The sequence below is a fragment of the Myxococcus sp. MxC21-1 genome (assembly GCF_032612255.1).
GTDB classification, from domain to species: Bacteria; Myxococcota; Myxococcia; order Myxococcales; family Myxococcaceae; genus Myxococcus; species Myxococcus virescens.
Genome location: NZ_CP123278.1, coordinates 7,607,819 through 7,632,640, shown reverse-complemented (window position 1 = coordinate 7,632,640; position 24,822 = coordinate 7,607,819). Strand labels below are relative to the sequence as shown.

Below are 24,822 nucleotides of genomic sequence, written 5' to 3'. Positions count from 1 at the left end.
CAACCGAGATGTTCTTGGCATCTAGCAAAGGAAACCTTTACCGCCCATGAATGCGCCCGAACACCTCAACGCCCTGCGCGCCTTCGAGGCGAGTGCCAGGCACGAGAGCTTCTCTGCCGCGGCCGCCGAGCTTCATGTGACTCCGGCGGCGGTCGGACAACTCGTGCGAAGCCTCGAGGAGGCGCTCGGCACGCCGCTCTTCCATCGGGGCACGAGTGGGCGCAAGCGGCTGGTCCTCACCGAAGCGGCCCAGCGGGCGCTGCCGGATATCCGCGCGGGGTTCGAGCGGCTGAGCATCGGAGTCGCGAGGCTGAAAGAAGGCTCACCGGTCGGGGTGCTGACGGTGACGGTGAGCCCCGCCTTCGCGGCCAAGTGGCTGCTACCGCGCCTGGAGCGTTTCCAATCCGCATGGCCAGAACTGGACGTTCGGCTCGATGCGTCCATCGACCTGCTCGACTTCGCCGCGCGCGGTGTGGATATCGGCGTGCGCTACGGAGCGGGGGACTGGCCCGGGTTGGTTTCGGAGAAGCTTTTCGACGAAGAGGTCTATCCCGTCTGTTCCCCTGCGCTCCTTCGGCAGGGCCGCCGTCTGCGTCGGCCTTCGGACCTGGGCGGCGTACGACTCATCCACGACCGCTCCGTGGATTCCCGCGCGGGATTCGCCACGTGGGATGCCTGGCTTGAGAAGGCGGGGGTCAAGGACGTCGAGACGAAGCGAGGCCTTCGTATCAACAACTCCGCTGCGGTCCTTCAGGCAGCAATCGATGGGCAGGGTGTGGCGCTGGCCCGCAGCATCATGGCGCATGACGACCTCGCGGCCGGACGGCTGGTGCACCTGTTCCCGGAGGTCGAGTTCCCCTCCAGACTCGCCTACTACGTCGTCTACCGACCCGAGTGCGCCACTCTTCCGAAGTTGGTGGAGTTTCGTGAATGGCTCGTTCGCGAAGCGTCCTAGCGCCAGGCGCTCTCGTGCAGATGCAGGTTGCGCGGGGAGGTGAGGCGGACAGCCACTTGACCCATGTCGAGGTCCTTGTGCGCGTGCCTGTCGTAGCGAGCGCCGACGGCCCGGCGTGATGTCCTGCTGGGGCCGATACTCGTCGACGCCCTGACCCGCCTGGCTCCTTGAAGGTGCGAGGCCGGGAACTTCCGAGGTTCGAGGCCGTGTCCTCGAGGACATGAGTCTTGGCCTCCCCGGCATCTTCCTCGCGGGCCTGCTGACATTCCTGTCGCCCTGCGTCCTTCCACTCGTCCCGCTCTATCTGTCCTTCCTCGCGGGTGTGTCCCTGTCGCAACTTCGGGAGGCGGGCAGTGACGTGCGGCGGCCATGGGGTGTGGCGCTGGCGTTCTCGCTGGGGCTCGGCTCCGTGTTCGTCGCGCTCGGCATGGCGGCCACCGCCATGGGCGGGCTGCTCGCGGAGCATCGGAGCGGGCTCCTCCAGTTCGGAGGGCTCGCGCTCTTCCTGTTGGGGCTCAAGCAGCTTGGGGTCATCCAGATTCCCTGGATGGACGGTGAGGCGCGGCCCCTGCTCGGGCGGGTGCGGCGGGGCGGCAGCCTGCTGGGCGCCTTCCTCTTCGGGGCCGCCTTCGCCCTGGGGTGGACGCCGTGCATCGGGCCGGTGCTCGGTGGGGTGCTCACCTATACCGCCTCCTCCACGTCGGAGCCCCTCATGGGGGCGCTCTACCTCGGCACCTATGCCGCGGGGCTCTCCGTTCCGCTGCTCCTTGTGGCCGCCGCCGCTCCGGTGGCGCTGCGGTGGATGGAGCGCGCGAAGCGGCACTTGCGCAAGTTCGAGGTCGCCACAGGGGTGCTGCTCGCCGGGTTGGGGGCGCTGCTCTTCACCGACTCGTTGGCGTTGCTCGTGCCCTCGGCGGAGGGAGGAGCGGCTTCCGCCCCCGTGATGGAGCGTCGCGCCTCGTCCTCGCCGGCCGCCTCGGAGACGGCGTGCACTTCCGAGGAAGGCGGCGATGGCACGTGCGCGCTCCCGGAGGAGGGGGGCGTCCCATCCTTCATCGGTCCGTCCGCGCTGGCCCGGGTTGACGGCCCGACGATGGTGGAGTTCGTGAGCCAGAGCTGCCCCGTCTGCCAGCGGATGGAGCCCACGGTGGCCCTGGCCGAGCAACACTGCTCGGGAAAGGGCGTTGAGGTCCTCCGCCTCGATGTGGGGACCGCGGAGGGCCGGCGGGCCGCGGTCCAATATGGCGTTCGCGGCGTTCCCACGTTCCTCTTCCTGGACGCCGCGGGCCAGGAGGTGGCGCGCCGCGTGGGTGAGCAATCCCTGACCTCCCTCTGGCAGGGACTGGAGGTCATCGCGGGCGGCCGCTGTGCTGGGCTCTTCCCGTAGACGCCAGTCGCTACGGCGCAGCGAGTAGCGCCTCCAGGCGCCGCGCGTAGAACGCACGCGAGCGCTCGCCGTTGACGGCTGCCACCACCACGCCCTCTCGGTTGATGAAGACGGTGGCGGGTACGGTGGAGATGCGCAGCGGGCCCAACACCTCCCCCTTCGCCGTGGCCACGGTCATGTGCACTCCCAGCGCGGCCGCCGTCTGGCGGTTTCGCGCCTCACTGGGATTGAGCGAGAGCGCGAGGAAGCCGACGCCGCGCGCCTCGTACTCACTCCTCAGGGCTTCGAGCTCGGGCAACTCCCGAGCACAGGCGTGTCAGCCTGGGGCCCACACGTTGATGACCCAGGGACGGCCCAGCAGCGCCGCCCGGTCGATGCGCTCTCCCGCCAGCGTCTCGGCCCGCAGGGTCTCCGGCACCGGCGTGCCGGGGCGGTCATAGCGGTCATTGCGGTCACACGCTCCCTGCATCAGGGCGAGCGCAATCAGGAGCGGGAAGCAAAGGAGACGGCGCATGGGTTTCCATATGCCCACGGAAGCACGCCCGCGCATCTTCTTTCCGAGCGGGCGTTCCGGCGGTCGGGGTGTTCCGGAAGGACACCGCGACTGCCCACAAAAGTTCCACGCGGGGACAGTGGTGTCCTTCCACGGACTCGGCTTCAACGCCGCGCGCGACTGGCCGCGCTACCTCCAGGAGCGCCGCGAGGGTGCCCTGCTGGCCGCCGAGTTTGGTGGCTCAACAACCTGGTTCGGTACACGCAGGTCTTCCGTTCCATCAGGAGCGCTGTTGGTGGAACGGGAGCCCTTCGGCTCACCGCTCGTGTATATGCCTCCGCTCCTCCTTCCTCTGGAGCCGATATGAGCGCCCTGCCCGCGTGCCCGAAGTGCAACTCCGCCTACACGTACGAAGACGGCAGCCTCTACGTCTGCCCGGAGTGCGCGCATGAGTGGTCGACCGTTGCTGCCGCAGCGCCAGGGGAAGAGAAGCGCGAGGTGCGCGACGCCTACGGCAACCTGCTTCAGGACGGCGATAGCGTCACCGTCATCAAGGATTTGAAGGTCAAGGGCTCGTCGACGGTGGTCAAGGTCGGCACCAAGGTCCGGAGCATCCGCCTCGTCGACGGCGACCACGACATCGACTGCAAGATCGACGGCATCGGTGCGATGGGGCTCAAGTCGGAGTTCGTGAAGAAGGCGTAAGTGGGCTCGAGCCGCTTCGCGAACCGCCCCGGGCTGCACTAGAAGAGGCTGCCAGGTTCACCACCCCCCGTCCCTGGAGCCGCCCCACGTGCAGCCCTCAGCCCCCCAACGTCATCGAGAGCCGCCCCGCTCCTGGTGGACGCGCTTCCTGGACTTCATGGAGCTGTCCTCTCCCGAAGGGCGCTGGGGGCTCGGGCTCGTGCTCGGCCTGCTCGTCATCGGCTTCTGGCCGCTGTTGCTGCTGGCGGTCCTCGACGTGAGCGGGACGCCGCGCAAGGTGCTGGTCGCGCTGGGGCCCGCGTCGATCTGCCTGGGGTTCGCCCTGCTCATCCTGGTGTGCGGCTACCGGTACGGTGAGTCGCTCCGGTGGTCGCGCGCCCAGACGTGGGGGCTCGCCGCGTTGTTCCTGGGCATGGGCCTCGCGGGTGGCGCGGGTCTGTGGTTCAGCGAGGGCTGAGCTCGCGCTCCCGGCGAGCGCGCCCTCAGCCCTCCTGCTCAGCGCCCTCGAAGGTGACCTTCGCCTTGTTCATGACGTGCTCCACCGCGAGCAGGTACCAGCCCATCTCGGCGAGTTGTTTCGTCGTCTCGGGCGACTCGCGCAGGGCGGCGTGCGCATCCGCGGCGGTGAGCCCGAAGGGCTCCAACTGGTCGCGCACCAACTGCTCGAGCTTCTCCGGGGTGAGCTGAAGCTTCTGCTCCTCGGTGATGGCCTTCAGCACGATGCCGATGTGCAGCCGACGCTCGACGTCCGCGCGCGTGGTGGGGTCCGTGAGCCAGCCCTCAAGCGCTTCCCGCTGCTCGTCGACGTCGAACTGGTGCTCGAGCATGCCCTGGCCCTCGGCCTGGACCCAGCGGCGGCGCAGCTCTTCGTCCACCAGCGCGCGAGGCAGCTCCACCGGAGCACGCCGGACCAGCTCGTCCAGCACCATGTCCCGCGCCTGGACCCAGAGCTGTGCCGCCGCCGCGTCCTCCAGCTCGTCGCGCAGGTGGGCCATCACCTCGCCCAGCGTGCTGCCCAGTCCGAGCTTCTCGAGGAACTCGGGGGCGCTCTCCGGGGGCAGCGTCACCTCGTGGGCGGCCAGGACGTCCACCAGGAAGCGCGCGGGCTTCCCCTGGAGCGCCTCCACGGGGTACGCCTCCGGCAGCTCCAGGGCAATCTGCAGGGACTCGCCCACCTTGGCACCCTCGGCCACGGCCTCGCTGAAGCCGGGGAGGGCCTCGATGGGGGCCAACTCCGTCGTCATGCCAAAGCGCGCGGAGAAGGGGATGAGCTTCCCGTCGCAGTAGCCCACGATGTTGAGCCGCACCTCGTCGCCCAGCTCCAGCGACTCGCCGGGTTGACGCTCGCGCGAGGTCGCCAGGGCGCGGCGCTTCTCGTGGAAGGCGCGCAGCAGGTCCTCCTCGGTCAGGTCGTCCGGGGTGGGGACCCGCACCGAGACTCCCTCCAGGGAGGGCGCCTGCACAGTGGGAAGCTCGAGGGCCTTGGCGGAGCCGAGGCTCACCACCGGGCTCATCTTCAGGAGGCGCTCGACTCCATGACCTGGTCCTTGCATCCCTTGCTTGCGGCTCACGAATGCTCCCGGGAGATAGGCTTGCCAGCGCCCGCGCCAATGGGGGGAAAAGCGACGGCTCGGCATGGACCAGGGCATAGTCCAGCCGAGCCGTTCTGACAAACCCCGAAGGGTGGGGCGCTGCTCTAGAAGAAGGCGCCCACGATGCTGGACACCGTGGAGACCGCGGCGCCCACCTGGCTGACAATCGGGATGTTGGTGGCCGCGGCGACCGAGCCCACCGCGGTGATGACGGACGTCACCTTCTTGCCCGTGCTCGCGTTCTTGTCCATCAGCGTCGCGCCAGCGTTAGCCACGTCGACCGCGGCGATGGCCACGTTGACGCCCGGGGCGAACCGGCCCAGCGCCTTGGCGGCGGTGCCGGCGGCGGCCTTCGCGCCCTGCTTGAGGGCCGCCTCACCGGCCTCCTTGCCCGCCGTCTTCAGCGCGGCCTTGGCGGCCTGGCGCGTGCCGCTGCCCGTCAGGCCCTGGGCCAGGGTGCTGGTCGCCTTCGCCGTCTCGGCCGCGGCGGACTTGACGGCCCGGCTCACGCCCCTGGCGGTGCCACCCTCGAAGATGCCCTTGGTGGCGGTGTCCTTGACGGCCTTGAGCACGTCGTCGCTGGCGTTGGGGAGCGCCTTCTTGAAGGCGTCGACGGCCTTCTTGCCGGCCTCCAGCTTCTCCTTGAAGACGGTACCGCCGAGCACGCCGCCCATCACCTTGCCGCCGACGATGCCGCCCGTCGCGGCGGACAGGCCCGCCTTGGTCGCGTCGAGCGTCGAGCGCGTGGCGGTGATGATGTCGTCCTTGCTACCGGTGCGGATGGCCTGGCGGATGTCCTTGACGGCCGTGGCGCCCGACATCACCGCGCCAGGGATGCCCGCGTAGCGCGCGGCGGCCTTCATGCCAGCGCCCAACTTGGTCAGGCCCTTGAACTCGCCCGCGGCGTAGGTGGGGTTGCTGACGAACGCCCGGTTGGCGCCGGTCAGCAGGCCCTCGGCGCCGTTCTTGATGTTCTTGATCTGCTGGAAGGCATCCTTGCCGTACCCGAAGGCCTTCGCGCTCTGGGTGGCAACCGCCGTGGCGCCCTTGATGAGCCCCTTGTTGTCCTCGACGGTCTTCTGGACGTCCTTGGCTACCTTCTGGACGTTGGCGCGGGCAGAGTTGAAGGTCTTGCGGATATCGAAACCCATGGTGGGCCTCTCGGAATTGGATGGGACGAACTTGCGGGGATTATCGCGTGCACCCCGCCGGAGTTGCGTCAGGATCGACAATCCCGCGATGCCTCAGGGGCAGCGCCCATGGCGGCGTTCAGAATCCCCGATACCTCCCTGTAAAAAAGGGGGTGGGCGTACTCCCGGCCGTCGAGACATGATGCGGTGCGTTACGTTTGGGGGGAGACGGTTTCCTGCCTGTCAGCAGGAGCCGCCGGTCTGTGGCTACCGAAAAGTAGGGTCCGGTGCCACATGTGCGTTGGCGAACGCGTCATCGCGTGCACGGTACTGCGAGTGGGGCCCCGAAGAACGGGGGCAGAGCAGGGCCATCGGCCCATGTTCTTACGGGGCGATCACTGCACCGTCAGCCCTCCGTCGACGGTGAGCGCCTCGCCGAGGACATAGCTCGCTGCGGAACTGCAAAGCCACAACACGGCCGCGGCGATTTCCTCGGGCCGGCCCGCGCGGCCGATGGGCGCGCCTTTTTCCAGTTCGGCAAAGGCTTGCTCGCTCCCGCCGACGACGTCCCGAGCAATCTGCGTGTCGATCGTGCCGGGGTTCACCGCGTTCACGCGGATGCCCCGCTTGGCATACTCCAGGCCGGCGGTCCGGGTCAGGCCGACGACGCCATGCTTGGAAGCGATGTAGGCGCCGATACCGGGATTGCCGGTCAATGCGCCGACCGAGGCGTTGTTGACGATGGCTCCGCTGCCCTGACGCTGCATCTGCTGCAGTTCGTACTTCATGCAGTTCCACACGCCGCGCAGGTTGATCCCGATCACGCGGTCAAACTCCTCGCTGGTGGCGTCGGCGGTCGGGGCGAGCCTGGCCATGACGCCTGCGTTGTTGAACGCCATGTCGAGCCGGCCGTACTCGGCGACCGTCCGCTCGATCAGGGCGGCGACCTGCGCCTCGTTGCTGACGTCGCAGGGCACGCCGATGGCGACGCCGCCTTCCTCGACAATCTTGGCGGCTTCCTTGGCGACGCGGTCGCCGTCGCGGTCGGCCAGGACCACGGACGCACCGCTCTGTGCGAAGGCACGAGCCGTGGCGAGGCCCATTCCCATTGCAGCGCCGGTCACCAGGGCCACCTGTCCCTTGAAGTCATACGTCGGATTCATGTCTCATCCTCCAGGTTGGTGATGAAATACAAACAATGACGACTCTCGCCGGCCGGGCGCCGCGCGGCTACCAAGCGTAGGCATTGGGCGCCTCGCCGCCCGGACCCGGCCAGAGCTCATCCAACTTCGCCAGCGTCTCGTTCGAGAGCGTCAGGGAGAGCGCCTTGAGGTTCTGGCGCAGTTGCTCGACGGTGCGCGGTCCGCTGATGGCGGCGGTAACGACCGGATTGTGGAGCAGCCACGCAAGCGCAACGTTGGAGGGCGTCTCGCCATCGGCTGGTACACCTTGGTTGCCAGCACGATCCGATCGCGCCGGCTGCCCTGCGAAAGCCAGCCCTCCTGGGAATCACGCGATGAGGCATTGCAAGGCAATGCACAGGGAGTCTGGAGCCCGACTGGCTGTTGAGCAGTCATTGACAACGGCCTGGGACGACAGGGGGTCGAGATTTTCGGACGCATCTCGAACGGGTGACGTTCAGCCGTTGATTTCGATGACGTAGCGATAGCGAGCCTTCTTGGCGACGACCTTGGACCACGCGTCGTCGATGCCCGTCATCGGGATTTTATGGATGTCTGGCTTGATGTTGTTGCGCGCGCAGAAGTCGACCATCTCCTGCGTCTCGCGAATGCCGCCCGTGTTCGAGCCGGCGATGGCGTTGCGGAGCAAGACCAGGTTCATCTGACCGACGTCGAGGGTGTCCACCGTCTTACCCACGCCGACCCGGCAGTATGTCGCGTCGCGCTTGAGGAGAGGGACGAAGCGATTGAGATCGTGCCGCTGGGGAACCGTGTCGAGCGCGAAGTCGAAGGAGTGCCTGAGCGCGGAGAAGTCTGCGCCGTCGCGATTGACGACCACGTTGGTGGCGCCGAAGCGCTTCGCATCGTCGATTTTTTCAGGCGACGTGGTGAACACGGTAATCTCCGCTCCCAGCGCCTTGGCGAGCTTCACTGCCAGGTGCCCGAGGCCGCCCAGGCCGATGATCGCGACCTTCTTGCCCGTCGAGACGCCCCATCGACGGAGGGGCGAGTACACGGTGATTCCGGCACACAACAGAGGTCCTGCCTCCGCGAGGTCGATGGCGTCCGGGATGTTGATGACAAAGTCCTCGTCCACCACGACGAACGTGGAATAGCCGCCTTGGGTCGTCGAGCCATCCCTGTCCTTCGAGCCGTAGGCCTGTGTGTTCCCGTTCAGACAATAGTTCTCGTGGCCGGCGTCGCATTCGACGCAGCGCCGGCACGAGTTGACCATGGTGCCGACGCCGACCCGTGCGCCGACGCGGAACTTGCTGACGCTCGAGCCCACGGCGACGACCTCGCCAGCGAGTTCGTGGCCTACGATGAGAGGGTATTGAATCGGTCCCCAATCGCCGCGGACCGTGTGGATGTCGGAGTGGCACACGCCGCAGTAGTGGAGCTTGATGGCGACGTCCTTGGGGCCGAGCGCGCGACGCTGGAACTGCATCGGCCTGAGCGGGCCAGTCGGCGCGTAGGCCGCCATGCCTTCGGTGGGGAAGGGCCCCAGCCCCACGGTGTCAGAGGTCGCCCTCGCGGGAGCCGACGCGCCCGCCGTCGTCTCCGCTCGCAGGTTGGCTCCCGTTCCAGTTGCGGCGCACGCCGCCACCGGTGCAGCGGCGAGCCCGAGGAGGAGTCGCCTTCGCTCAGGTGAATGCTGCTTGCTGCGGTCAGATGAGGTGGTCATGTCTTTCTCCTTGCCGTATGCGTTCCAGCCGGACTCGCGCCGACCCGCGTCATGAGCCGGCACCCGGGGTTGCGTCAGATTCCGACCGTCTGGCCGCCGTCGATGACCATCGCGTGTCCCACGACGAATGCTGCCTCGTCCGAGCACAACCAAAGGGCCGCAGCGGCGATCTCCTCAGGCTTGCCCATGCGCCCGATGGGCTCCTGAGCGATCACGCGCGCTCTCCCTTCCGCGGTGCCGCCACTGAAGCGCTCCATCATCGGTGTGTCGATGATGCCGGGGCAGAGCGCGTTGATGCGGATGTTCGACGGGGCGTAGTCCAGCGCCGCCGCCTTCGTCAGGCCGATGACGCCATGCTTCGCGGCGGTGTACGCGGCTTGCCCTCGAACCGCTGTGATGCCAGCCCCAGAGGACGTGTTGACGATGGTGCCGCCGCCCTGCCGGAGCATCAGGGCGATTTCGTACTTCATGCACAGGAACACACTGCGAAGGTTGACGTGAAGGATTCGGTCCCACGCGTCTTCGGTGAGGTCGGCCGCCTTGGCGAGCGCCTGCTCGGCGCCGGCGTTGTTGAACGCGGCGTCGATACGTCCGAACGCATCGACTGTCGTCTCCAGGGCGCGCTTCACGTCCTCCGCGCGTGTGACGTCGCACTTGACGGTCAGCGCTTCCGCGCCGAGGTCGCGGAGCAGCTGGGCCGTCTCCTCGTTCCCGCGCTCAGAGATGTCGGCGAGCGCCACCCTGGCTCCCTCTCGGGCGAAGGCCAGCGCCGTCGCTCGCCCGATTCCGTTCGCTGCTCCTGTCACGAATGCGACCCTGCCCGCGAACCGCTGTTGCCTCTCTGTCACCATCACGCTCTCCTTTCCTTTCCTTTCTGCTGCGCTGCCGCCAGTGCCTCGGCCAGCATCCTGGGTTCTTGAGCCGGTACCGCAGCCAGACGGCGCCTCCCTTGAGGCCCTGGACGGGGGCATGCAGCCCCTCCTCCTCGCGTGCCGCGTCGAAGAGGCTCGGCGCGCCGTCGACGAACGGGCAGACAAAGCGGCTCACCTCTTTGGGCATGCACTGCCGGGCGGCTTGGGGACTACATTGCAGCCGACGTTGACTGCGGACTAGGCACCCATGGATGGACGTGCCGTTAAGCAGCGCTGGACAGTGGCCGGGCTCGACACCAGGGGGCATCGTCGCCCCGCCTCATGGGCGCGCTATGCCTTCTCGGAGCTCGCCAAGGACAACTGCTCTGCTGCGAACTCGCGGATCGCTTCGACAAACAGTTTGAGCGCAGGAGAGCGCTGAGACCGACTCGGGTAGTACAGGTAGAAGCCGGGCACGCTCGCGGCATACGGTTCGAGCACGTGGATGAGCCGCCCCTCGCGCAGATGCGTCCTCACGAGAGGCTCGAACGCGTAGGCCAGCCCCAGTCCCTGGAGCGCCCACTCCACGCAGAGATGGCCATTGTTGGTGACCACGCCGCCACGGACCGGCACGCGCCAGGTCTTGCGACCTCGTTCGAACTCCCAGGCATAGAGCGCGCCTGTCGTCTCTGAGCGAAACGTCAGGCACTCATGGTGGAGGAGGTCCTCGGGCCGCGCTGGAGTCCCGTGCTTCTCGAAGTAGTTCGGGGCGCCGACGACGATGAAGCGGACGGAGCTCGTCAGCCGCAGACTGACCATGTCGCGCTCGACGTATTCGCTCAACCGGATGCCGGCGTCGAACCCCTCCCTGACGATGTCGACACGCCGGTCTTCGAACACGAGCTCGAGTTCGATGCTGGGATGGCGCTCACGGAACCTGGGGAGGAATGGCTTGAACACGAACTCAAACCCGGCACGCGGCGTGGTCAGTCGGAGGCGTCCGGCGACCTCCCCCGGTTTCGCGGTAGCCTCCGTGAGCGCCGCCCGTACTTGCGCCACGGCCGGGCCGGCGGACTCGACGAGGCGCTTTCCCGCTTCGGTGAGCGCCACACTCCGCGTCGTGCGGGCAACGAGCGTCACATGGAGCTCCTCCTCGAGTTGGCGCACGCTCTGACTCACCGCCGAGCGTGAGACCCCAAGTTCTCGGGCGGCACCGCTGAAGCTTCGTGCTCGGGCGACGGCAAGGAACGCCTGGAGTTGCGGAAACAGAGTCGTACTCATGGGTTGCTCCCGCAGCAAACTACATCGGCCGCAGGGGGCGCATTGTCAACGGCTGCTTAACGGCCTGTTCGCGAGGAGCGCCTTCTCTCGACGGTTATCGGTGGGCATCTTTTCAATAGGCACCGCGAGAAAGGACCTGCCATGCGAGCCACCGTCCTCCACAAGCCCGGCGACATCCGCTTCGAGGAGCGCGCCGACCCGAAGATTCTCACGCCGACCGACGCCGTCATCCGCCTGTCGGCCACGTGCGTCTGCGGTTCGGACCTCTGGCCTTACCGGGGCGTGCAGGCGGTGACCGAGCCGACGCCGATGGGGCACGAGTACTGCGGCATCGTCGAGGAGGTCGGCAGCGCCGTCACCTCGGTCAAGCCGGGGCAGTTCGTCATTGGCTCGTTCTTCGCCTCCGACAACACGTGCCCTCACTGCAAGGCGGGCTACCAGACGTCCTGCCAGCACCGTGAACTGGTGGGGGGCGCCCAGGCCCCTCGGCTCCGCGTGCCCCTGGCCGACGGGACGCTCGTCGCGACTCCCGAGGTGCCGCCTGCCGACCTCGTACCGAGCTTGCTCGCGGCGTCCGACGTGTTCGGGACCGGGTGGTTCGCGGCCGATGCCGCCAACGTGAAGCCCGGTATGACGGTCGCTGTCGTGGGCGATGGCGCTGTGGGCCTCCTGGCTGTCCTCTCCGCGAAGCAGATGGGCGCCGAGCGCATCATCGCGATGAGCCGGCACGCCTCGCGGCAGAAGCTCGCGCTCGAGTACGGTGCGACGGACATCGTGACCGAGCGCGGGGACGAGGGCGTCGCGCGCATCAAGGACCTCACCCGGGGCGTGGGCGCCGACGCGGTGCTCGAATGCGTGGGCACGCAGGAGTCGATGCTGCAGGCGATTGGCGCCACGCGGCCCGGGGGCTTCGTGAGCTACGTGGGCGTGCCGCACGGCGTGACACTCGAGGGCCAGAGCTTGTTCTTCTCGCATGTCCATCTGCATGGCGGTCCTGCTCCAGTACGCCGCTTCCTTCCGAAGCTGATTGAGCTCGTTTGGAGCCGGAAGGTCGACCCCGGCAAGGTCTTCGACCTCACGCTGCCTCTTGAGCAGGTCGCTGAGGGGTACCGTGCGATGGATGAAAGGCGCGCCATCAAGGCGCTCCTGCGGCCGTGAGCTTGGAGGCCCCATGTATCGGCAATTGCCCCGAGCGTTCCCGGTAGCAGTTCTCCTGCTGGCGAGTTGTGAGCGTGCTGGGACAGCCCACGCGGCGGCTGGCGAGACCACACAGTCGCCTTCCGCCGTCACTGGCGGCTCATCCCGAAGGATTGGCACCGTGAAGATTCGATTGGTTGCAGAAGGCACGGTCTTGACCGCCACCTTGGACGACAACGCGGCGACCCGGGACTTTGTCTCGCTGTTGCCGCTCAACCTTACGCTCAAGGACTATGCTGGCACGGAGAAGGTGAGCGACCTGCCGAAGCGGCTCTCCACCAGCGGCACACCGGCCGGTGTGGATCCAGATGTGGGCGACCTTGCCTACTATGCGCCGTGGGGGAACCTGGCGATCTTCTATCGCGACTTCGGGTACTCGAGCGGGCTCGTCCGGTTGGGCCGCATCGACTCGGGAATCGAGAAGTTGGCAGGCAAGAGCGGAAGCTTCGCGGTCCGCTTCGAGCTGGCCGAGGAGGGGCGTTGAGGCTCCGTGCGACTGGCTGCCCAATATGATTGCCAGCAGGTGCCGGTGCCCATCCTTGCCCTCACCAAAGGCCACCAGGGCCGAGCCGTTCTGCGTTGCGCGCCTCTCTCACTCGCTGTGACGCTCTATCCGAAGGGGGCTTGACGCGCCCAGGAGGCAGCGACCGAATTGTGGGGGCACAGGCCCGGAATCCCATGTGGTAGCGTTTGGCCATGGTGGGACTCATCGTCGTGGGCGTGCTCGCCGGTCTGCTCGTTGCCGTCGGAATCGTGGCCCTGCTGCGGTGGACAGTGGGAGCCGACGTTCGGCGTGCGAAGGTGCTCGCGCAGGGCGAGGCAGGGACGGCGCGTATCCTCGGCTGGGAGCAGACTGGGTTCAGCCACGGGGGCAACGATATCCTCCGCTTCGCGCTCACCATTCGTCTCCAATCCGAGGGGCCTGAGTTCCAGGCCACGGCGGACCGCCTCGTGCGGCCCATGGAGGCGCCGCTCTTCCAGGCCGGGATGCAGCGACCGGTGCGCGTCCTCCGGGACGGGGAGCGCCAACTGGTGGAGCTTGAGTAGCGCAGGGCTCACTGCAAGCGATGCCCTTGGTGGTCCAGCCCGAGCGCCCTCGATGGGCGCTCGGGAGGCCGACCGTCACGAATCGGAACTGCCGACCTGCACCAGTCCCGGCGCGATGTAGGACGTGTCCTCCGGGCCGTAGATGCGAAGCACGATGTAGAACGAGCCACTCGCGGGCGAGGGCAACCAATTCGGCATCTCAGCGGCCGATGGGGCGTTGGCCTGGATGTAGATCGTCACGGAGCCGTCGGCGGCGACGCTCAGGTCCGACTGAGTCCCGAGCGAGTAACGATTAATGCTGTTGGGGACCAGGAACTGATTCTCCCCGTACAGGGTCAACGACCAGAAGCATGCAGCAGGGGGAAGCTGGCCGGCGGGGAACGTCACCGTGTACTGGTTGGTGCCGGCGAGGGGCTTCGAGCTCACGTCCTGGTAGGCGCGGCAGTAGATCGCCTCCGAGGGCGAGACCGGGTAGATCCCCGCCTGTGCGGTCATCGACCGGAACTCGTAGTCGGCACTCCACTCCGTGCCGAAGTAGGGACGGTTCACCTCCGGGAGGTTCCAGCCGTTCTTGACCCTGCCATGGTGGGTCATCTCCTTGATGGCATTGCTGGCCTCGAGGATCCCGCGCTGGAGTGCACCGGCCAGTTCCGGCTCGAGTGTGGACGGATTGAAGGGCAGGCCGGGCCCCACGCCGATCTGTGCGAAGCTCTCGAGGAGCGGCGCCTCCCCGGCCGGCGGGGTCTGGAAGGTCAGCGCCAGGTTGAGGTACTGGAAGAACGCCAGCGTCGTGATGAGCGAGGGGGCAATCGGCAGGAAGGGAGTCGCGGGCGGGGGCTGGCCGAGGAACTGGGACAGCGGGACCAGCGCGTATTGGTCCATCAGCGCCTGGGTCGCTGGGATGTCGTTGGTACCCAGGAGCTGGGTGCGTCCGAGCAGGAAGATGTAGCGACTCGGGACGGGGATCACCGTCGCGTTCGGGACGCTGCCTGGCACCATACCGGGGGGCGCAAGCACCTAGTTGCCCGCAGCCGTGCCGGTTGTCAACGAGCCAACGAAGCCAACGTTGTTGGTGCACGCATCGATGATCGTGAAACTATAGTACCGCGGTGGATTTTGGGGCACCGCCGGCACTTGCAGGACGATCGGCTCGGCGCCCAGGTCGAGCCATCCTTGCGAGTACGCCGTGTCGTTGTTGGGAGTGATGACGGTGGTATCGTTAGGATTGGTGAGCTGCGCCTTGCCATAGAATGTATTGAATTGCTGTTGGATGGCGCGAGTGCTCTGCCACAGGATGGAGTAGTTCTCGACCAGCGGGTAACCGTACATGAAGGCGTCGTACGCGATCTTCTGTGCTTCGTCGGGAGGCAGAGGCGTCATCGTATCTTGGACTTGCAGTGGTGGGGTGGGGTGCTGTTAGGGATGCGTCGAGAGGACAATCGAGAATGGATACCGGTCCTCGTCTCGGAGGTCCGGGTCATAGGGGCCCGTGGGCAGGACGGTGACGATGAGCGTCCGCGTCGAGTCCGCAGTGAAGTGCAGGGGCTTCGGACCCGACGAGAGGTCCAGCGTCTCGCCATCAGAGTCGGGCGTCAATCCAGGCACTGCTTGAACGACAAAGCGACGGCGCGCGTCGGCTGGGGCCTCCAGGGACACGTAGAGGGCATTCGGAGTGCTGGCTCCGGTCCGCAGCGACACGTAGCTGGTGCCCAGCATCATCGGCGCATCCTCCGTGACATGAAGGGTGCCAGGGGATGCCTCCTGGTCCGCAGCCAGCGCGAGCTTCGCGGACTTCAGATTGTCCAAGCCCCCCTCGAAGTGGTGGAAGTGGCGATCATCGACGTGGTCTCCCGTGTACCAGCGCCAGCGTGAGAATTCGGGGACGGTCTCGACATAGCTGAAGCCCTTGTCGGCAAGCATTGCGTCGAGCGCATCGGCGAAATCTGGCTCGTTGAGCGTTGGATCGTTCTCTGCCCCTGGTGGATTGCGGGACGCGAGCCACATGCGCGACAAGAACCCGGGGTTGCCGTCGAAGAAGCGGTCCTTCAAGTAGAGCAGATACAGGGAGGCCCCGTACATGTACCAGGTCTCATACTTGTCATCGCGGTCAAGGGCCCAATCCGGATGGGCCTGGAAGTCATCGAAATAGGACTTGATGTAGCGGTTCGCATACACCTGGTCCGTGAACACGGCGGACATTTCGAAGGTGATGGGGGATTCGTACCAGTCATCCGCGGCCTGCGATGCATGCGCCATTTCATGGACGACGGTCTCTTCGAGCTCAGGGCCGCCGTAGGGGCCCCACGGGTCGACGACCATGAAGCCGCGCCGGTCGTCCCATGGGGTGGAGGTGTCACCCGAGAGGACGTTGACCAGACAGCTTCGGTGGCCCTTCCACACGAAGACGTCGAATGCTTCATCAGGGCCGCACTCGCCATGATCCGTGATGGCGGGACGCATGCCGAGTCGATTGACATGATAGTCCCAACCCTTCTCGACGTACGTCAGGACCTGCTGTGCCGTCTCGCGCTCCACCTCCCTGTAGTAGTGGACAAGGACTGGCAGCGTCTCCGAGCGGATGGAATAGGGGAACATCTCGTCGAAGTCCGCCCGCCCGCAGATGGGCGTGTCCTCGGCCAACGGATGGACGTAGTCCGTTGGTTTGTCAGGCGGGTTGGTCGAGCCGCAGCCGGCGATGGCGAGCGCCAGCGCGACGCAATTCAGCCAGAGCAGGGGCTGTCGAACAGGAGGCATCAGAAGGAGCGGGCCAGATGAGTAGGCGGTGGACGCGACGTGAGCGAGTGACATGGCCTGGTCCTCGAGAGGTGACGCGTCTGATGAGGCGTCGGCGGTGACGACCTCGAGTGATTCGCGCTCAATGCCGTGTTCGGGAGGAGTCCGGGCAGCGCGCCCAGCGCGAGCATCTCCTCACGCATTGGCGGGCGCCGAGTCCCCCTTGGGGGCGAATAGCGCATTGAAGAGGTTGCTGGCCAGCTCGAGGTGTTGCATCTCCTGTACGACAACTGGTTTGCCATAGGGAGCTCTGGGGTTGATACGAGGTGCCGTGGATGGATGCGCCGGCGACAAGAGCAATGTTCGCGCCAGGGCCTGCGGAAGAACGGCGCCAGTTATTTCAACTCCTTGCGGTGATGCCAGTCTTCGGATGCCAGGGGAATCCCGTGTCACTGACACGTCAGTGGCGGAGGCTGACGTGTCCGCCAACTTTGCCCCAGGGGGAAGAGACGGGGCACACCGAACGATTACTGCCTCGCGCGCCTCGCTCACTGCAGTGACGCCCTACCGAATGCGATGTCGGCGCACCCGTGACGCAGCGCCTGAACTTTGGGTAGGCACAGTCACACGAGTCAACGCCACCATGCCCGCATTTCTGGTGTGCCAATTGGCGTGGCTGACGTGTCAACGCACGCGACTGACATGTCACCGCGACGGGCCAGGCCACTTGCGTATCGCTTCTCCTCTGGAGTGCGCGCGGTGCGCGGCTTGCAGCGCTGGAGGGACCACCTCACCCAGGAACTCCATCATGAACATCCAGCACCACCGCGCTTTCGAGCACGTCCTCATCATCATGCTCGAAAATCAGTACCGCAGCTACGTGATGCAGAACCCCTACTTCAAGAAGCTGGCACGGCAGGGCATCTCCCTGCGCAATTCCTTTGGCGTCATGCATCCCTCGCAGACCAACTACATCACGTCGATTGCCGGGGAGCTCTGCAACGTCGCAGACGATGACCCGCCCGAGCCACTTCCTCAGCGGACCATCGTCGACCTCATCGAGGAGTCACCGCGGGGACTGACGTGGAAGGCGTACATGCAGAGCTACGACCCACAGAAAACGCCCTGGTCGCCCACGCTCAAGCCGAAGGATCAGCGCCCCTACGTCATCAGGCACAACCCGTTCTCATCCTTCAAGAACATCCAAGAGAGCAGCGCCCGCTGGGAGCGAATCCAGGATGAGGATGCATTCTGGATGGATATCCAGAACGGAACCCTGCCGAACTATGCCTGGTTCACTCCCAACATTTGGAATGACGGCCACTATCTCACCGGTAAGTACCATGAGCCGGAGGAGCGTGCGCCCACGCTCGTCGACCAGACCGCGGAGTGGCTCGAGTCGTTCCTGGGGAAGCTGGGCTTCCCGGGACCGGACTCACTTCTGCCGCCACGAACACTCGTGGTGATTACCTTCGACGAGGCGGACTTCAAGAAGTCCTACGTGGGGGGCTCGGCACTCATGACATATGACGGGCCCAACCAGATCTACACCGTGTTGCTGGGCGACATGATTCAACCCGGCGAGCAGGCCGAAGGCTACAACCACTACAGCCTGCTGCGTACCATTGAGGAGAACTTCCAGTTGGGCTCGCTGGGAAAGAATGACGCCTCTTCCAACTGGTTCCAGTTTCTCTGGGGCAGGCAGTTCCGGTGGGAGGATGTGCCGCCCACTCCGGTCTCCGAGGCGACGAACTTCGTGCTCGCGGAGTTCGCGGGGGCGCTCCATCTCGTGTACGCGACGAGGCAAGGTGAACTCCGCGTTCGCACGTCGGAGTCCTCGGTCTGGTCGGAGGAGCGCTCGCTCGGAGTTTCGGGGAGTGGGCCCATGGCCCTCGCGGCCACGACGGACCAATTGGTGCTCGTCTATGAGACGCGTGATGGCACGCTCAACGCTCTTTCGTATGCGGTTGGCAACGGGTGGTCCTCCGCGCCCACTCAGGTGGCCACCGGCGCGCGCGGTGCGCTGTCCCTCGTCGCCTTCGCGGACGGGCAGCGCCTCATGCTGGCCTATCGGACGGAGGAGGGCGCGATCCAGTCGCGCATCCACCAGCGTGGAGCGTGGGAAGGGGAGGTGCAGGTCCCAGGCGCCTTCACCGAGGGGCCCATGACGTTGGGCTCGCTGGGGGCCTCGCTCTACCTCATCTACAGGCCGACGGGCGGCACCCATATGTCCGTGGTCTCGTACAACACCGCTCCGTTCAACGTGGTCATCCCGACTTCCCACAGCAAACTTCCCGGGGGGGATGGAATCACGACGCGAGACATGTGGTCTCCCAGTCAGTTCCCGGTGGCCGCCTTCACCCGTCAACCCCTCGCGGACAGTGATGGAGAGCCAGAGCCCTGGAACAGGCCCTACACGGGGGGGAGTCCCCTCGCCACGGCGGAATTCGCGGGAGTGCTCCACCTGGTGCACCCGGTGGGCTCTCAACTTCCGCTCATGACTGAGACCTTTTCTCTCAGTGGCCTCATGACGCCTGCCAAGTCTGTGGCCTACGCCACGCAGGACCCTGCGTCCTTCAACGATGGTTTTGGCACCCTTGCACAGGCGGGTTGGAGTCCGCAGTCGCCCATCCTCGGGGCCCATGGCGCGCCTGGTGGAGGACTCGGCATGGCGCGGGTGGGCGATGCGCTCGTGCTCGCGTTCCAGCCCGAGGCAGGCGGGAGAATCCACCTACGCGAGGGCCGATACCTTTCGCTTCCGGATTGAGGCCAGCTGCCGAAGCGTCCATCGTGGCCTCCTGAAGCTTGAGACGCCATCGGGGCCGGTAGGAGCGCGGTTGATTGTTCCTCATGAAAAGGTGAAGGCGCTCCTGCAGGCGCATGCGCCGCTGAAACGCAGCGGCGCTGGGCTCACTGTCGTCGTCGCAGGTGCCAGTCCAGGAAGGAGCGGATTCTCACGGGGGGCTCCTCTTCGCTCTTCGTACTGACGAAGGAGTCGATGGGCACGCCGTTCTTCCGGACCGTCTCGACGAGCGCGTCCGTTCTGTCCTTGGGAACGCGCGGATCGTTGGCGCCTTGGATGACGAGCAGGGGCTTGCGAGTCTTCTCCGCTGGAACAGCGGGAAGATTCCTCGAAGCATCGCCTCCTGCATCTGTGGTGTAGCCCTCTGCAGCACCGCGAAGCAAAATCCCTCCATCTGGGGCTGGTCCCTGCCTGCAACCAGTCCATCCCTGACTGTCGTTAGGAGCTGTTAGGGGTGAGGTGTCGGTGAGCGAGCTTCGGGGGCCTGGAGAATCAGGTCTCCTGGTCGGGGCCCCGCGTTGGCGCGCCAGCCGGGGGCCAGCTCCAACACCCAGCCCTCACCTTCCCAGCGAGCATCTCGGGGCCCCGCGCGGGGGGCGTTCACCGTGGCCGTCTTCCAGTCCGAGGAGAGGAGCACGTCGGAGGTCACAGTGAGCGAGCCCCATGCATCGACGATGCGAGCGCCGGGATACACCGTGCCGTACTCGGCGAGCGGGATGAGCTCACCGGGGTTGAATTGGATGCGCATGCGGACCAGGGGGAGGTGTAGCACAGGGCCCTCCACCAACTTCTTGCGCAGCGCCTCGGCCCGGGCTTGGGCGAGGCGAGCCCGCTCGCGTTCGGTCTCTCGCAAAGCGGCGCCTCCGTAGCGTGTGTCGCGCTCGGGTGAGGGCTTGGGCGTGCCCAGCCGCAGTGCGTCCTGGAGCAGCGTTCCCAGGTCCGCCCCGGTGAGCGCTCGGGCACGCCACCCCTGGGCGCGAGGGCCCGCCTCGTCCAGCAGGAGGCCGTAGGCGGGGCCTGATGCATACGCGAAGGAGCGCACGAAGGAGCTTCGCTTGACGGCATCGTCGAGGTTCTCCAGCGCGAGGCTCGCCTGCCACGTGCGTCGGCCACCGCCAGCGCCACGCCCGTGTATTCGGCGAGGCCTTCGTGCTCCTCGAGGAGCCCTTCCGCGACCGCTGCTTCAGGAAAGAGCGCTCGGCGCTCGCGACGGAACACCAGTGCGTCCTCGACGGCGCGGGTGCGGACCGAGGGGGTCGTCGCGCGCAGGGCGGCCGCGAGGGCACGCCACTCGAGTTGCAGCAGCGTGCGGCCCTCGATGCTATCGAGGTGGGCATTGTCCTTCTCCCGCCCAGGGTGGCCCAAGGTGGTGCGGAGCCGATGAAAAGCCTCGTGGGTAAGCAGGGCACGGCGACGTGCGGGGGCGTCGGGCAACGGACCTTGGAGCTGGACCCAGGTGGTTCCCGCCCAGGTCAGGGCCGTGTTGGCGATGGTGAGGTCCGAGGGGAGCACTCCCACCCAGGGCCCTGTCCCCGCCCCCTTCGGCCAGGTGCTCGCGACGAAGATGCGCGTGACGGGATGGACGACGAGGAGAGGGGCACACAGCGACTGGCCCCATAGTCGTCGCCCCTCGGCGTCACACGTCCGTTGGAATTCCGCGAAGGTCGAGGTGAGTGCGCCCACCTCCAGAACCTCGGGCACTGTTTTCACCTCGGGCTCGGCCGCGGCCGAACCGACGCTTGAGAAGATAATCGACGCCACAGCCACCCGCGCGAGTCTCACCCGTCGAAGAAGTCTCATCGAGCCGCCCTCCATTGTTGGGTCGACAGTATACGACTGGCCTCTACAGCAACCCACGAGGAGCATCTGCCCCAGCACCGCGCGGACTTGCGCCACCGCAGTCGCGGCTACTGGGAAGGCCGCGCCGCTCGGCTGGGAGACGAGGTGTTCTCCTACGTGCGCGCCTCGACTCGCTCACGATGCAGCGGCCGAATCTGGGGTGGGTTCACGCCATCCTTCAGTCGGCCCCGTGTCTCGGACGACAACGCCTTCTCCGAGGCCCTCTTCCGCACGCTGAAGTATCGCCCCAGCTTCCCTCAGCGACCCTTCGCGTCCGCCAAGGACGCGCACGTCTGGGTGGCTCGATTCGTGGGCTGGTACAACACCGAACACCGTCACCCGGCCATTCGCTTCGTCACACCCGGCGACAGGCATTGCCGGCGTGAAGCCGCGCTGCTCGCCCGGCGCCACCAGGTGTACCAACGCGCTAAATCCCGTCACCCCGAGCGATGCAGCCTCGACACGCGCGACTGGACACCCGCAGGCCCCGACCGCCTCGGCCCCTCACTGAATCGCACCCCGGCAGTGCAGGAGTTGAAGCGCTTCGGTTGAATCCTTTCACGCGACATCTACCTTGACGCTCACCGGTCCTGGCACTCAGAGTAAGGGTTGCCGCGTTGACGTGACTCGGTACCTGCTCTGGTTGCTGGCCATCCGGGCCTTTCCCCACTCTGAACCAAGAGCCACTTCGCATGAAAAACCTACCCATCTCACTTCTTGCCTTCTGCTTGGCGCTGGCAGTCATTGGCTGCCATGATCATCCGCCTCCACTTCCTCGCGACGATTTCTCGCTCCGAGTCGCCCTCGCGGAGACCCGCATCTCCGCGGGGATGACGACCCTCGCGAAGGCCCAGCGGGTCTATGACGATGGCCGCGTCGTCGACCTCGACGCCTCCACTTCACGGCAATGGGAGACGTCCGCTCCTTAAGTGGCCTCCGTCGAACCGCAACCGGATGGCACTGTCAAAGTGACGGCGCTCAAGCCCGGTAGCGCCATCATCACCGTCAACGCGGGCGAAGCCTCGGGCGAGGCAACCCTCGAGGTCACCGCCGCTCACCTCCTCTCGCTGCAGGTGTCACCCTCCCTGGCCTCTGTGTCCGTAGGCATCACGCAGCAATTCACCGCCCAGGGCAGCTACAGCGACGGCACCACGGTCGATGTGACGAGCAGCGCGACGTGGACGACGAGCGACGCCGCCATTGCCACCGTGAGCAGCACGGGCCTGTGCACTGGCGTGGCCGCGGGTGGGCCCGTCACCATCACTGCCACCCTGGGTGGCGTGAGCGGCACGGCTCAACTCAGCGTCACCAGGTGGACGTCGGCAGGGGCGATGTCCACGAGCCGCTACAACCATACCGCCACGCGGCTCGACTCGGGCCGGGTGCTCATCGCTGGGGGGCGCGATGGGACGACCACCCTGAGCAGTGCGGAGTCGTACGATCCAGCGACCAACTCCTGGTCTCCCGTCAGTGCCATGTCAAGGGGCCGCTTCGCTCATGCCGCCGTACTGCTCTCCGGTGATTACGTGTTCGTCGCTGGGGGCGTCGGCGCCCTGACCAGCGCGGAGATGTATGATCCGCAGAACAACGCCTGGTATCCGGTGAGCCCCATGAGCGGGGGGCGCTCCGGTCACACAATGACGCTGCTTCCCTCGGACCGGGTTCTCGTCACCGGCGGCACCGATGGCAACAACGCCGTGGCCACCGCGGAAGTGTTCGAATCGCTCGCCAACATTTGGGTTAGGCCCAGCGTCATGAGCACCGCCCGCTTCAACCATACGGCCACATTGCTCTCCTCGGGCAAGGTCCTCGTCGCAGGGGGGACCAATGGCTCCGGGAGCTTGAGCAGCGCAGAGTTGTACGACCCGACCACCAATACGTGGGCTCCAGCTGGCGCCATGGTGACGCGACGTAGCCTTCACGCGGCCACGCTGCTTCCCTCCGGCAAGGTGCTCATCTCAGGGGGGCAATCGCCCGCCGAACCGGCTTCTTCTGAGCTGTATGATCCAGACACCAACAGCTGGTCCGCGGCTGGCTCCATGGTCGAAGGCCGCTCCCGCCACACCGCCACGCTGCTTTCTTCGGGCCAGGTGCTCGTCGCGGGGGGCGACGGCAGCAGCTATTACAACACCGCGGAGTTGTACGACCCGGCCACCTCTTCCTGGTCCGCAATCAGCTCCATGGCCGAGTCCCGCGGAGCTCACACCGCGACGGTGCTGACCTCAGGCAGGATTCTCGTCGTGGGTGGCGAAGATGGAACCCACCCACTTGCCACGGCGGAGGTGTACGTACCCTGAGCGCACAGCCTCTCCCCCTGTGCCAGGAAGGGTGCCGCCTCGGAGTACGCGCCGAGCAGACGATGCCCTTCGCGCGCCTCGCTCACTCGCCTTGACGCACTGCTGAGTGAGCGAGGTGCACCCATGACGCCGCGACCGGATTGGGGGAGGCACAGGTGGCGTGGCGGATTCGGAGCCACTCCCATGGGATGCGGCCCCGAGCATGCGGAGGCCCCTTTGGGGGGCGTTGATCAGAAGATACCTTGTCCCGGCGTGAGCATGCGGTCCGGGTCGTAGCGCCGCTTCGCGTGCTCGAACCGCTCCCAGCCGGGGTGGAAGTGGCGGCGCCAGTCGGCGGGGCTCAAGTGCACGGCATCCACCGGATAGATCTTCCCGCCGATGGCCGTGAGCCGGTCGAAGATGGCGCGGTTCTTCCGCAGGAGGGATGCGACGTTCTCCGGCGTCGGTGGAATGGCGGTGCGCAGCAGCGAGAAGAGGAAGACGTGTCTGTCGTTGGGGGTGCGTAGGAAGGGCGTGGTCAGCTCCGAGGAGCGGAAGGGATAGAGGAGGATGGGCCCCTGCCCCATGTCGGCCTCGGTGGTCTGCGAGAGGACCTCCTGGACGAAGGACTCGGCGGACCGGGCGGGGACGAACATGTCCAGCCACGGATGGGGGAAGCCCCAGACGCCGAGTTGCTTGAGCAGTTCGACCAGCGGCGCGAGCCGGTTGGCGAAGTCGAAGTAGCTGCCGTCGCTCACCTGGAGCGTTCCCGGCTGGAAGCCCAGGCCCGCGAGCAGTCTCGCATCGTTCGGCTCCGAGCCCGGCGTGAAGTACTTCACCACCTCGAGCTGATACGCCCGGCCCCCGTTGGAGGCGACGGCGGAGCCCTCGACGTAGTCGAAGCGACCGTCCTCAATGAGCCGCCGCTGGTCCTCCATGAAGCGGTGGAGGTCGTTGTACAGCGCGATGTACGTCCGAGCGCGAGGCGGCACTTCGACGAGCCGCACCCTTGCTCGCACGATGATGCCGAACTGGCCGAGGCCCGAGCGCACGGCGTCGAACAGGGGCCGCTCACGCCAGCGAGAGCACCGCACGAGCTCACCCCGACCCGTGACGACGTCCATCTCCAGGACGTTGTCCACCTGGAGGCCCCAGTGAAACGCCTGCCCGCCGATGCCCCCCGCAGACAGCGTCCCACCGACGCTCAGCTCGATGTAGTCGGTCAGCACCGGCGGGCTCTTGCCGTGGGGAAGCGAGGCCTGGAGCAGCTCGTGCCACCGGACGCCCGCATCCACCCAGGCGCTGTCCTCGCCAATCTCGTGGATGGTCGACAGCGTGGACATGTCGATGACGATGCCCGCTGCCACCTGGGACTGGCCGAAGGTGCTGTGGCTCTCACCGAGGCCCCGAGCGGCGGCGATCTTCAGGCCCTGGCGCCGCGCGAAGCGGACCATGGTCACGATGTCCTTCACCGAGCCGGGAACGAGCACCGCCCACGGCGTACGGTGGAGGATGTGACCGAAGTCCTCCGAGGCCGCGGTCCGCGACGCTGGGTCCAGCAGCAACTCGCCATCGAGTGGCGGCAGGGGGACCGCGCCAGCCTCCAGCGCGGAGGCCCAACTCCGGCTCATGGGATTGAATGCGACTGCCACCAACGTACCTTGGAGC

23 protein-coding genes and 1 pseudogene are annotated in these 24,822 nt (G+C 66.5%); 10 read left to right on the top strand and 14 right to left on the bottom strand.

The annotated features are described in order from the left end of the window. Nucleotides 1-46: 46 nt before the first annotated feature. Nucleotides 47-955, top strand: a complete 909-nt coding sequence (gene gcvA / locus QEG98_RS34000; protein WP_316564250.1) for a transcriptional regulator GcvA — start codon at nt 47-49, stop codon at nt 953-955. A gap of 220 nt (nt 956-1,175) precedes the next feature. Continuing rightward, complete coding sequence (locus tag QEG98_RS33995) at nt 1,176-2,342, top strand: cytochrome c biogenesis protein CcdA (protein ID WP_316564249.1); 1,167 nt, start codon at nt 1,176-1,178, stop codon at nt 2,340-2,342. Nucleotides 2,343-2,352: 10 nt separating this feature from the next. Here the strand turns inward: QEG98_RS33995 and QEG98_RS33990 are convergent, their stop codons facing one another. Further along, nucleotides 2,353-2,856, bottom strand: coding sequence for a TlpA family protein disulfide reductase (locus tag QEG98_RS33990; protein ID WP_090493371.1), 504 nt, complete (start codon nt 2,854-2,856; stop codon nt 2,353-2,355). A gap of 342 nt (nt 2,857-3,198) precedes the next feature. Between QEG98_RS33990 and QEG98_RS33985 the strand changes: the two genes are divergently transcribed. Further along, nucleotides 3,199-3,540: a zinc ribbon domain-containing protein YjdM gene (locus QEG98_RS33985; protein ID WP_090493369.1), complete on the top strand. Its 342-nt coding sequence runs from the start codon at nt 3,199-3,201 to the stop codon at nt 3,538-3,540. A gap of 88 nt (nt 3,541-3,628) precedes the next feature. Continuing rightward, entirely contained in the window at nt 3,629-3,997 is a 369-nt protein-coding gene (locus QEG98_RS33980; protein WP_225888145.1) for a hypothetical protein, read from the top strand. A gap of 25 nt (nt 3,998-4,022) precedes the next feature. On the opposite strand, the gene QEG98_RS33975 is transcribed toward QEG98_RS33980, so the two are convergent. From QEG98_RS33975 to QEG98_RS33950, 7 genes are all read right to left on the bottom strand, one after another. Beyond that, the gene (locus QEG98_RS33975) at nt 4,023-4,973 is read right to left on the bottom strand and encodes a peptidylprolyl isomerase (protein ID WP_316564248.1); all 951 of its coding nucleotides are present in this window, start codon (nt 4,971-4,973) and stop codon (nt 4,023-4,025) included. Nucleotides 4,974-5,236: 263 nt separating this feature from the next. Continuing rightward, nucleotides 5,237-6,283, bottom strand: a complete 1,047-nt coding sequence (locus tag QEG98_RS33970; protein ID WP_141589957.1) for a hypothetical protein — start codon at nt 6,281-6,283, stop codon at nt 5,237-5,239. A 374-nt stretch (nt 6,284-6,657) separates the two neighbouring features. Further along, on the bottom strand, nt 6,658-7,425 hold the full coding sequence (locus tag QEG98_RS33965; protein ID WP_316564247.1) for a glucose 1-dehydrogenase: 768 nt from the start codon (nt 7,423-7,425) through the stop codon (nt 6,658-6,660). Between the two features lie 67 nt (nt 7,426-7,492). Beyond that, nucleotides 7,493-7,759 carry an aldo/keto reductase gene (locus QEG98_RS42415; RefSeq protein WP_410478092.1) on the bottom strand — a complete coding sequence of 89 codons (267 nt, stop codon included), beginning with the start codon at nt 7,757-7,759 and terminating at the stop codon, nt 7,493-7,495. Between the two features lie 141 nt (nt 7,760-7,900). Then, nucleotides 7,901-8,956 (bottom strand): NAD(P)-dependent alcohol dehydrogenase, encoded by a 1,056-nt coding sequence (locus QEG98_RS33960; protein ID WP_316564246.1) that lies wholly within the window; start codon nt 8,954-8,956, stop codon nt 7,901-7,903. Nucleotides 8,957-9,201: 245 nt separating this feature from the next. Continuing rightward, complete coding sequence (locus QEG98_RS33955; protein WP_316568010.1) at nt 9,202-9,978, bottom strand: SDR family oxidoreductase; 777 nt, start codon at nt 9,976-9,978, stop codon at nt 9,202-9,204. 351 nt (nt 9,979-10,329) lie between these two features. Continuing rightward, nucleotides 10,330-11,259, bottom strand: a complete 930-nt coding sequence (locus QEG98_RS33950; RefSeq protein ID WP_316564245.1) for a LysR family transcriptional regulator — start codon at nt 11,257-11,259, stop codon at nt 10,330-10,332. Between the two features lie 141 nt (nt 11,260-11,400). On the opposite strand from QEG98_RS33950, the gene QEG98_RS33945 reads away from it, so the two are divergent. The 3 genes from QEG98_RS33945 to QEG98_RS33935 all read left to right on the top strand — a co-directional run bounded on the left by QEG98_RS33945 (nt 11,401) and on the right by QEG98_RS33935 (nt 13,503). After that, entirely contained in the window at nt 11,401-12,417 is a 1,017-nt protein-coding gene (locus tag QEG98_RS33945) for a zinc-dependent alcohol dehydrogenase family protein (RefSeq protein ID WP_316564244.1), read from the top strand. A 160-nt stretch (nt 12,418-12,577) separates the two neighbouring features. After that, entirely contained in the window at nt 12,578-12,940 is a 363-nt protein-coding gene (locus QEG98_RS33940) for a cyclophilin-like fold protein (RefSeq protein WP_316564243.1), read from the top strand. Between the two features lie 212 nt (nt 12,941-13,152). Then, nucleotides 13,153-13,503: a hypothetical protein gene (locus QEG98_RS33935; RefSeq protein WP_316564242.1), complete on the top strand. Its 351-nt coding sequence runs from the start codon at nt 13,153-13,155 to the stop codon at nt 13,501-13,503. A 75-nt stretch (nt 13,504-13,578) separates the two neighbouring features. Here QEG98_RS33935 and QEG98_RS33930 read toward each other — a convergent pair whose 3' ends face one another. From QEG98_RS33930 to QEG98_RS33920, 3 genes and pseudogenes are all read right to left on the bottom strand, one after another. Continuing rightward, complete coding sequence (locus QEG98_RS33930; protein WP_316568009.1) at nt 13,579-13,998, bottom strand: DUF1214 domain-containing protein; 420 nt, start codon at nt 13,996-13,998, stop codon at nt 13,579-13,581. Nucleotides 13,999-14,421: 423 nt separating this feature from the next. Beyond that, nucleotides 14,422-14,832: pseudogene (locus QEG98_RS33925) on the bottom strand (DUF1254 domain-containing protein); the annotation flags it as partial. A gap of 87 nt (nt 14,833-14,919) precedes the next feature. Then, entirely contained in the window at nt 14,920-16,257 is a 1,338-nt protein-coding gene (locus QEG98_RS33920; protein ID WP_316564241.1) for a hypothetical protein, read from the bottom strand. A gap of 787 nt (nt 16,258-17,044) precedes the next feature. Here QEG98_RS33920 and QEG98_RS33915 point away from each other — a divergent pair. After that, nucleotides 17,045-19,003, top strand: a complete 1,959-nt coding sequence (locus tag QEG98_RS33915) for an alkaline phosphatase family protein (protein WP_316564240.1) — start codon at nt 17,045-17,047, stop codon at nt 19,001-19,003. A 143-nt stretch (nt 19,004-19,146) separates the two neighbouring features. On the opposite strand, the gene QEG98_RS33910 is transcribed toward QEG98_RS33915, so the two are convergent. Together QEG98_RS33910 and QEG98_RS33905 are read right to left on the bottom strand one after the other, a co-directional pair. Continuing rightward, nucleotides 19,147-19,422: a hypothetical protein gene (locus tag QEG98_RS33910; protein ID WP_316564239.1), complete on the bottom strand. Its 276-nt coding sequence runs from the start codon at nt 19,420-19,422 to the stop codon at nt 19,147-19,149. A gap of 65 nt (nt 19,423-19,487) precedes the next feature. Beyond that, the gene (locus QEG98_RS33905; RefSeq protein WP_316564238.1) at nt 19,488-20,081 is read right to left on the bottom strand and encodes a hypothetical protein; all 594 of its coding nucleotides are present in this window, start codon (nt 20,079-20,081) and stop codon (nt 19,488-19,490) included. 845 nt (nt 20,082-20,926) lie between these two features. On the opposite strand from QEG98_RS33905, the gene QEG98_RS33900 reads away from it, so the two are divergent. Together QEG98_RS33900 and QEG98_RS33895 are read left to right on the top strand one after the other, a co-directional pair. Beyond that, entirely contained in the window at nt 20,927-21,430 is a 504-nt protein-coding gene (locus QEG98_RS33900) for an integrase core domain-containing protein (RefSeq protein WP_410477879.1), read from the top strand. A 377-nt stretch (nt 21,431-21,807) separates the two neighbouring features. Then, entirely contained in the window at nt 21,808-23,175 is a 1,368-nt protein-coding gene (locus tag QEG98_RS33895) for a kelch repeat-containing protein (RefSeq protein WP_316564237.1), read from the top strand. Nucleotides 23,176-23,405: 230 nt separating this feature from the next. On the opposite strand, the gene QEG98_RS33890 is transcribed toward QEG98_RS33895, so the two are convergent. Continuing rightward, nucleotides 23,406-24,785, bottom strand: a complete 1,380-nt coding sequence (locus QEG98_RS33890; RefSeq protein ID WP_316564236.1) for an FAD-binding protein — start codon at nt 24,783-24,785, stop codon at nt 23,406-23,408. Nucleotides 24,786-24,822: the final 37 nt, after the last annotated feature.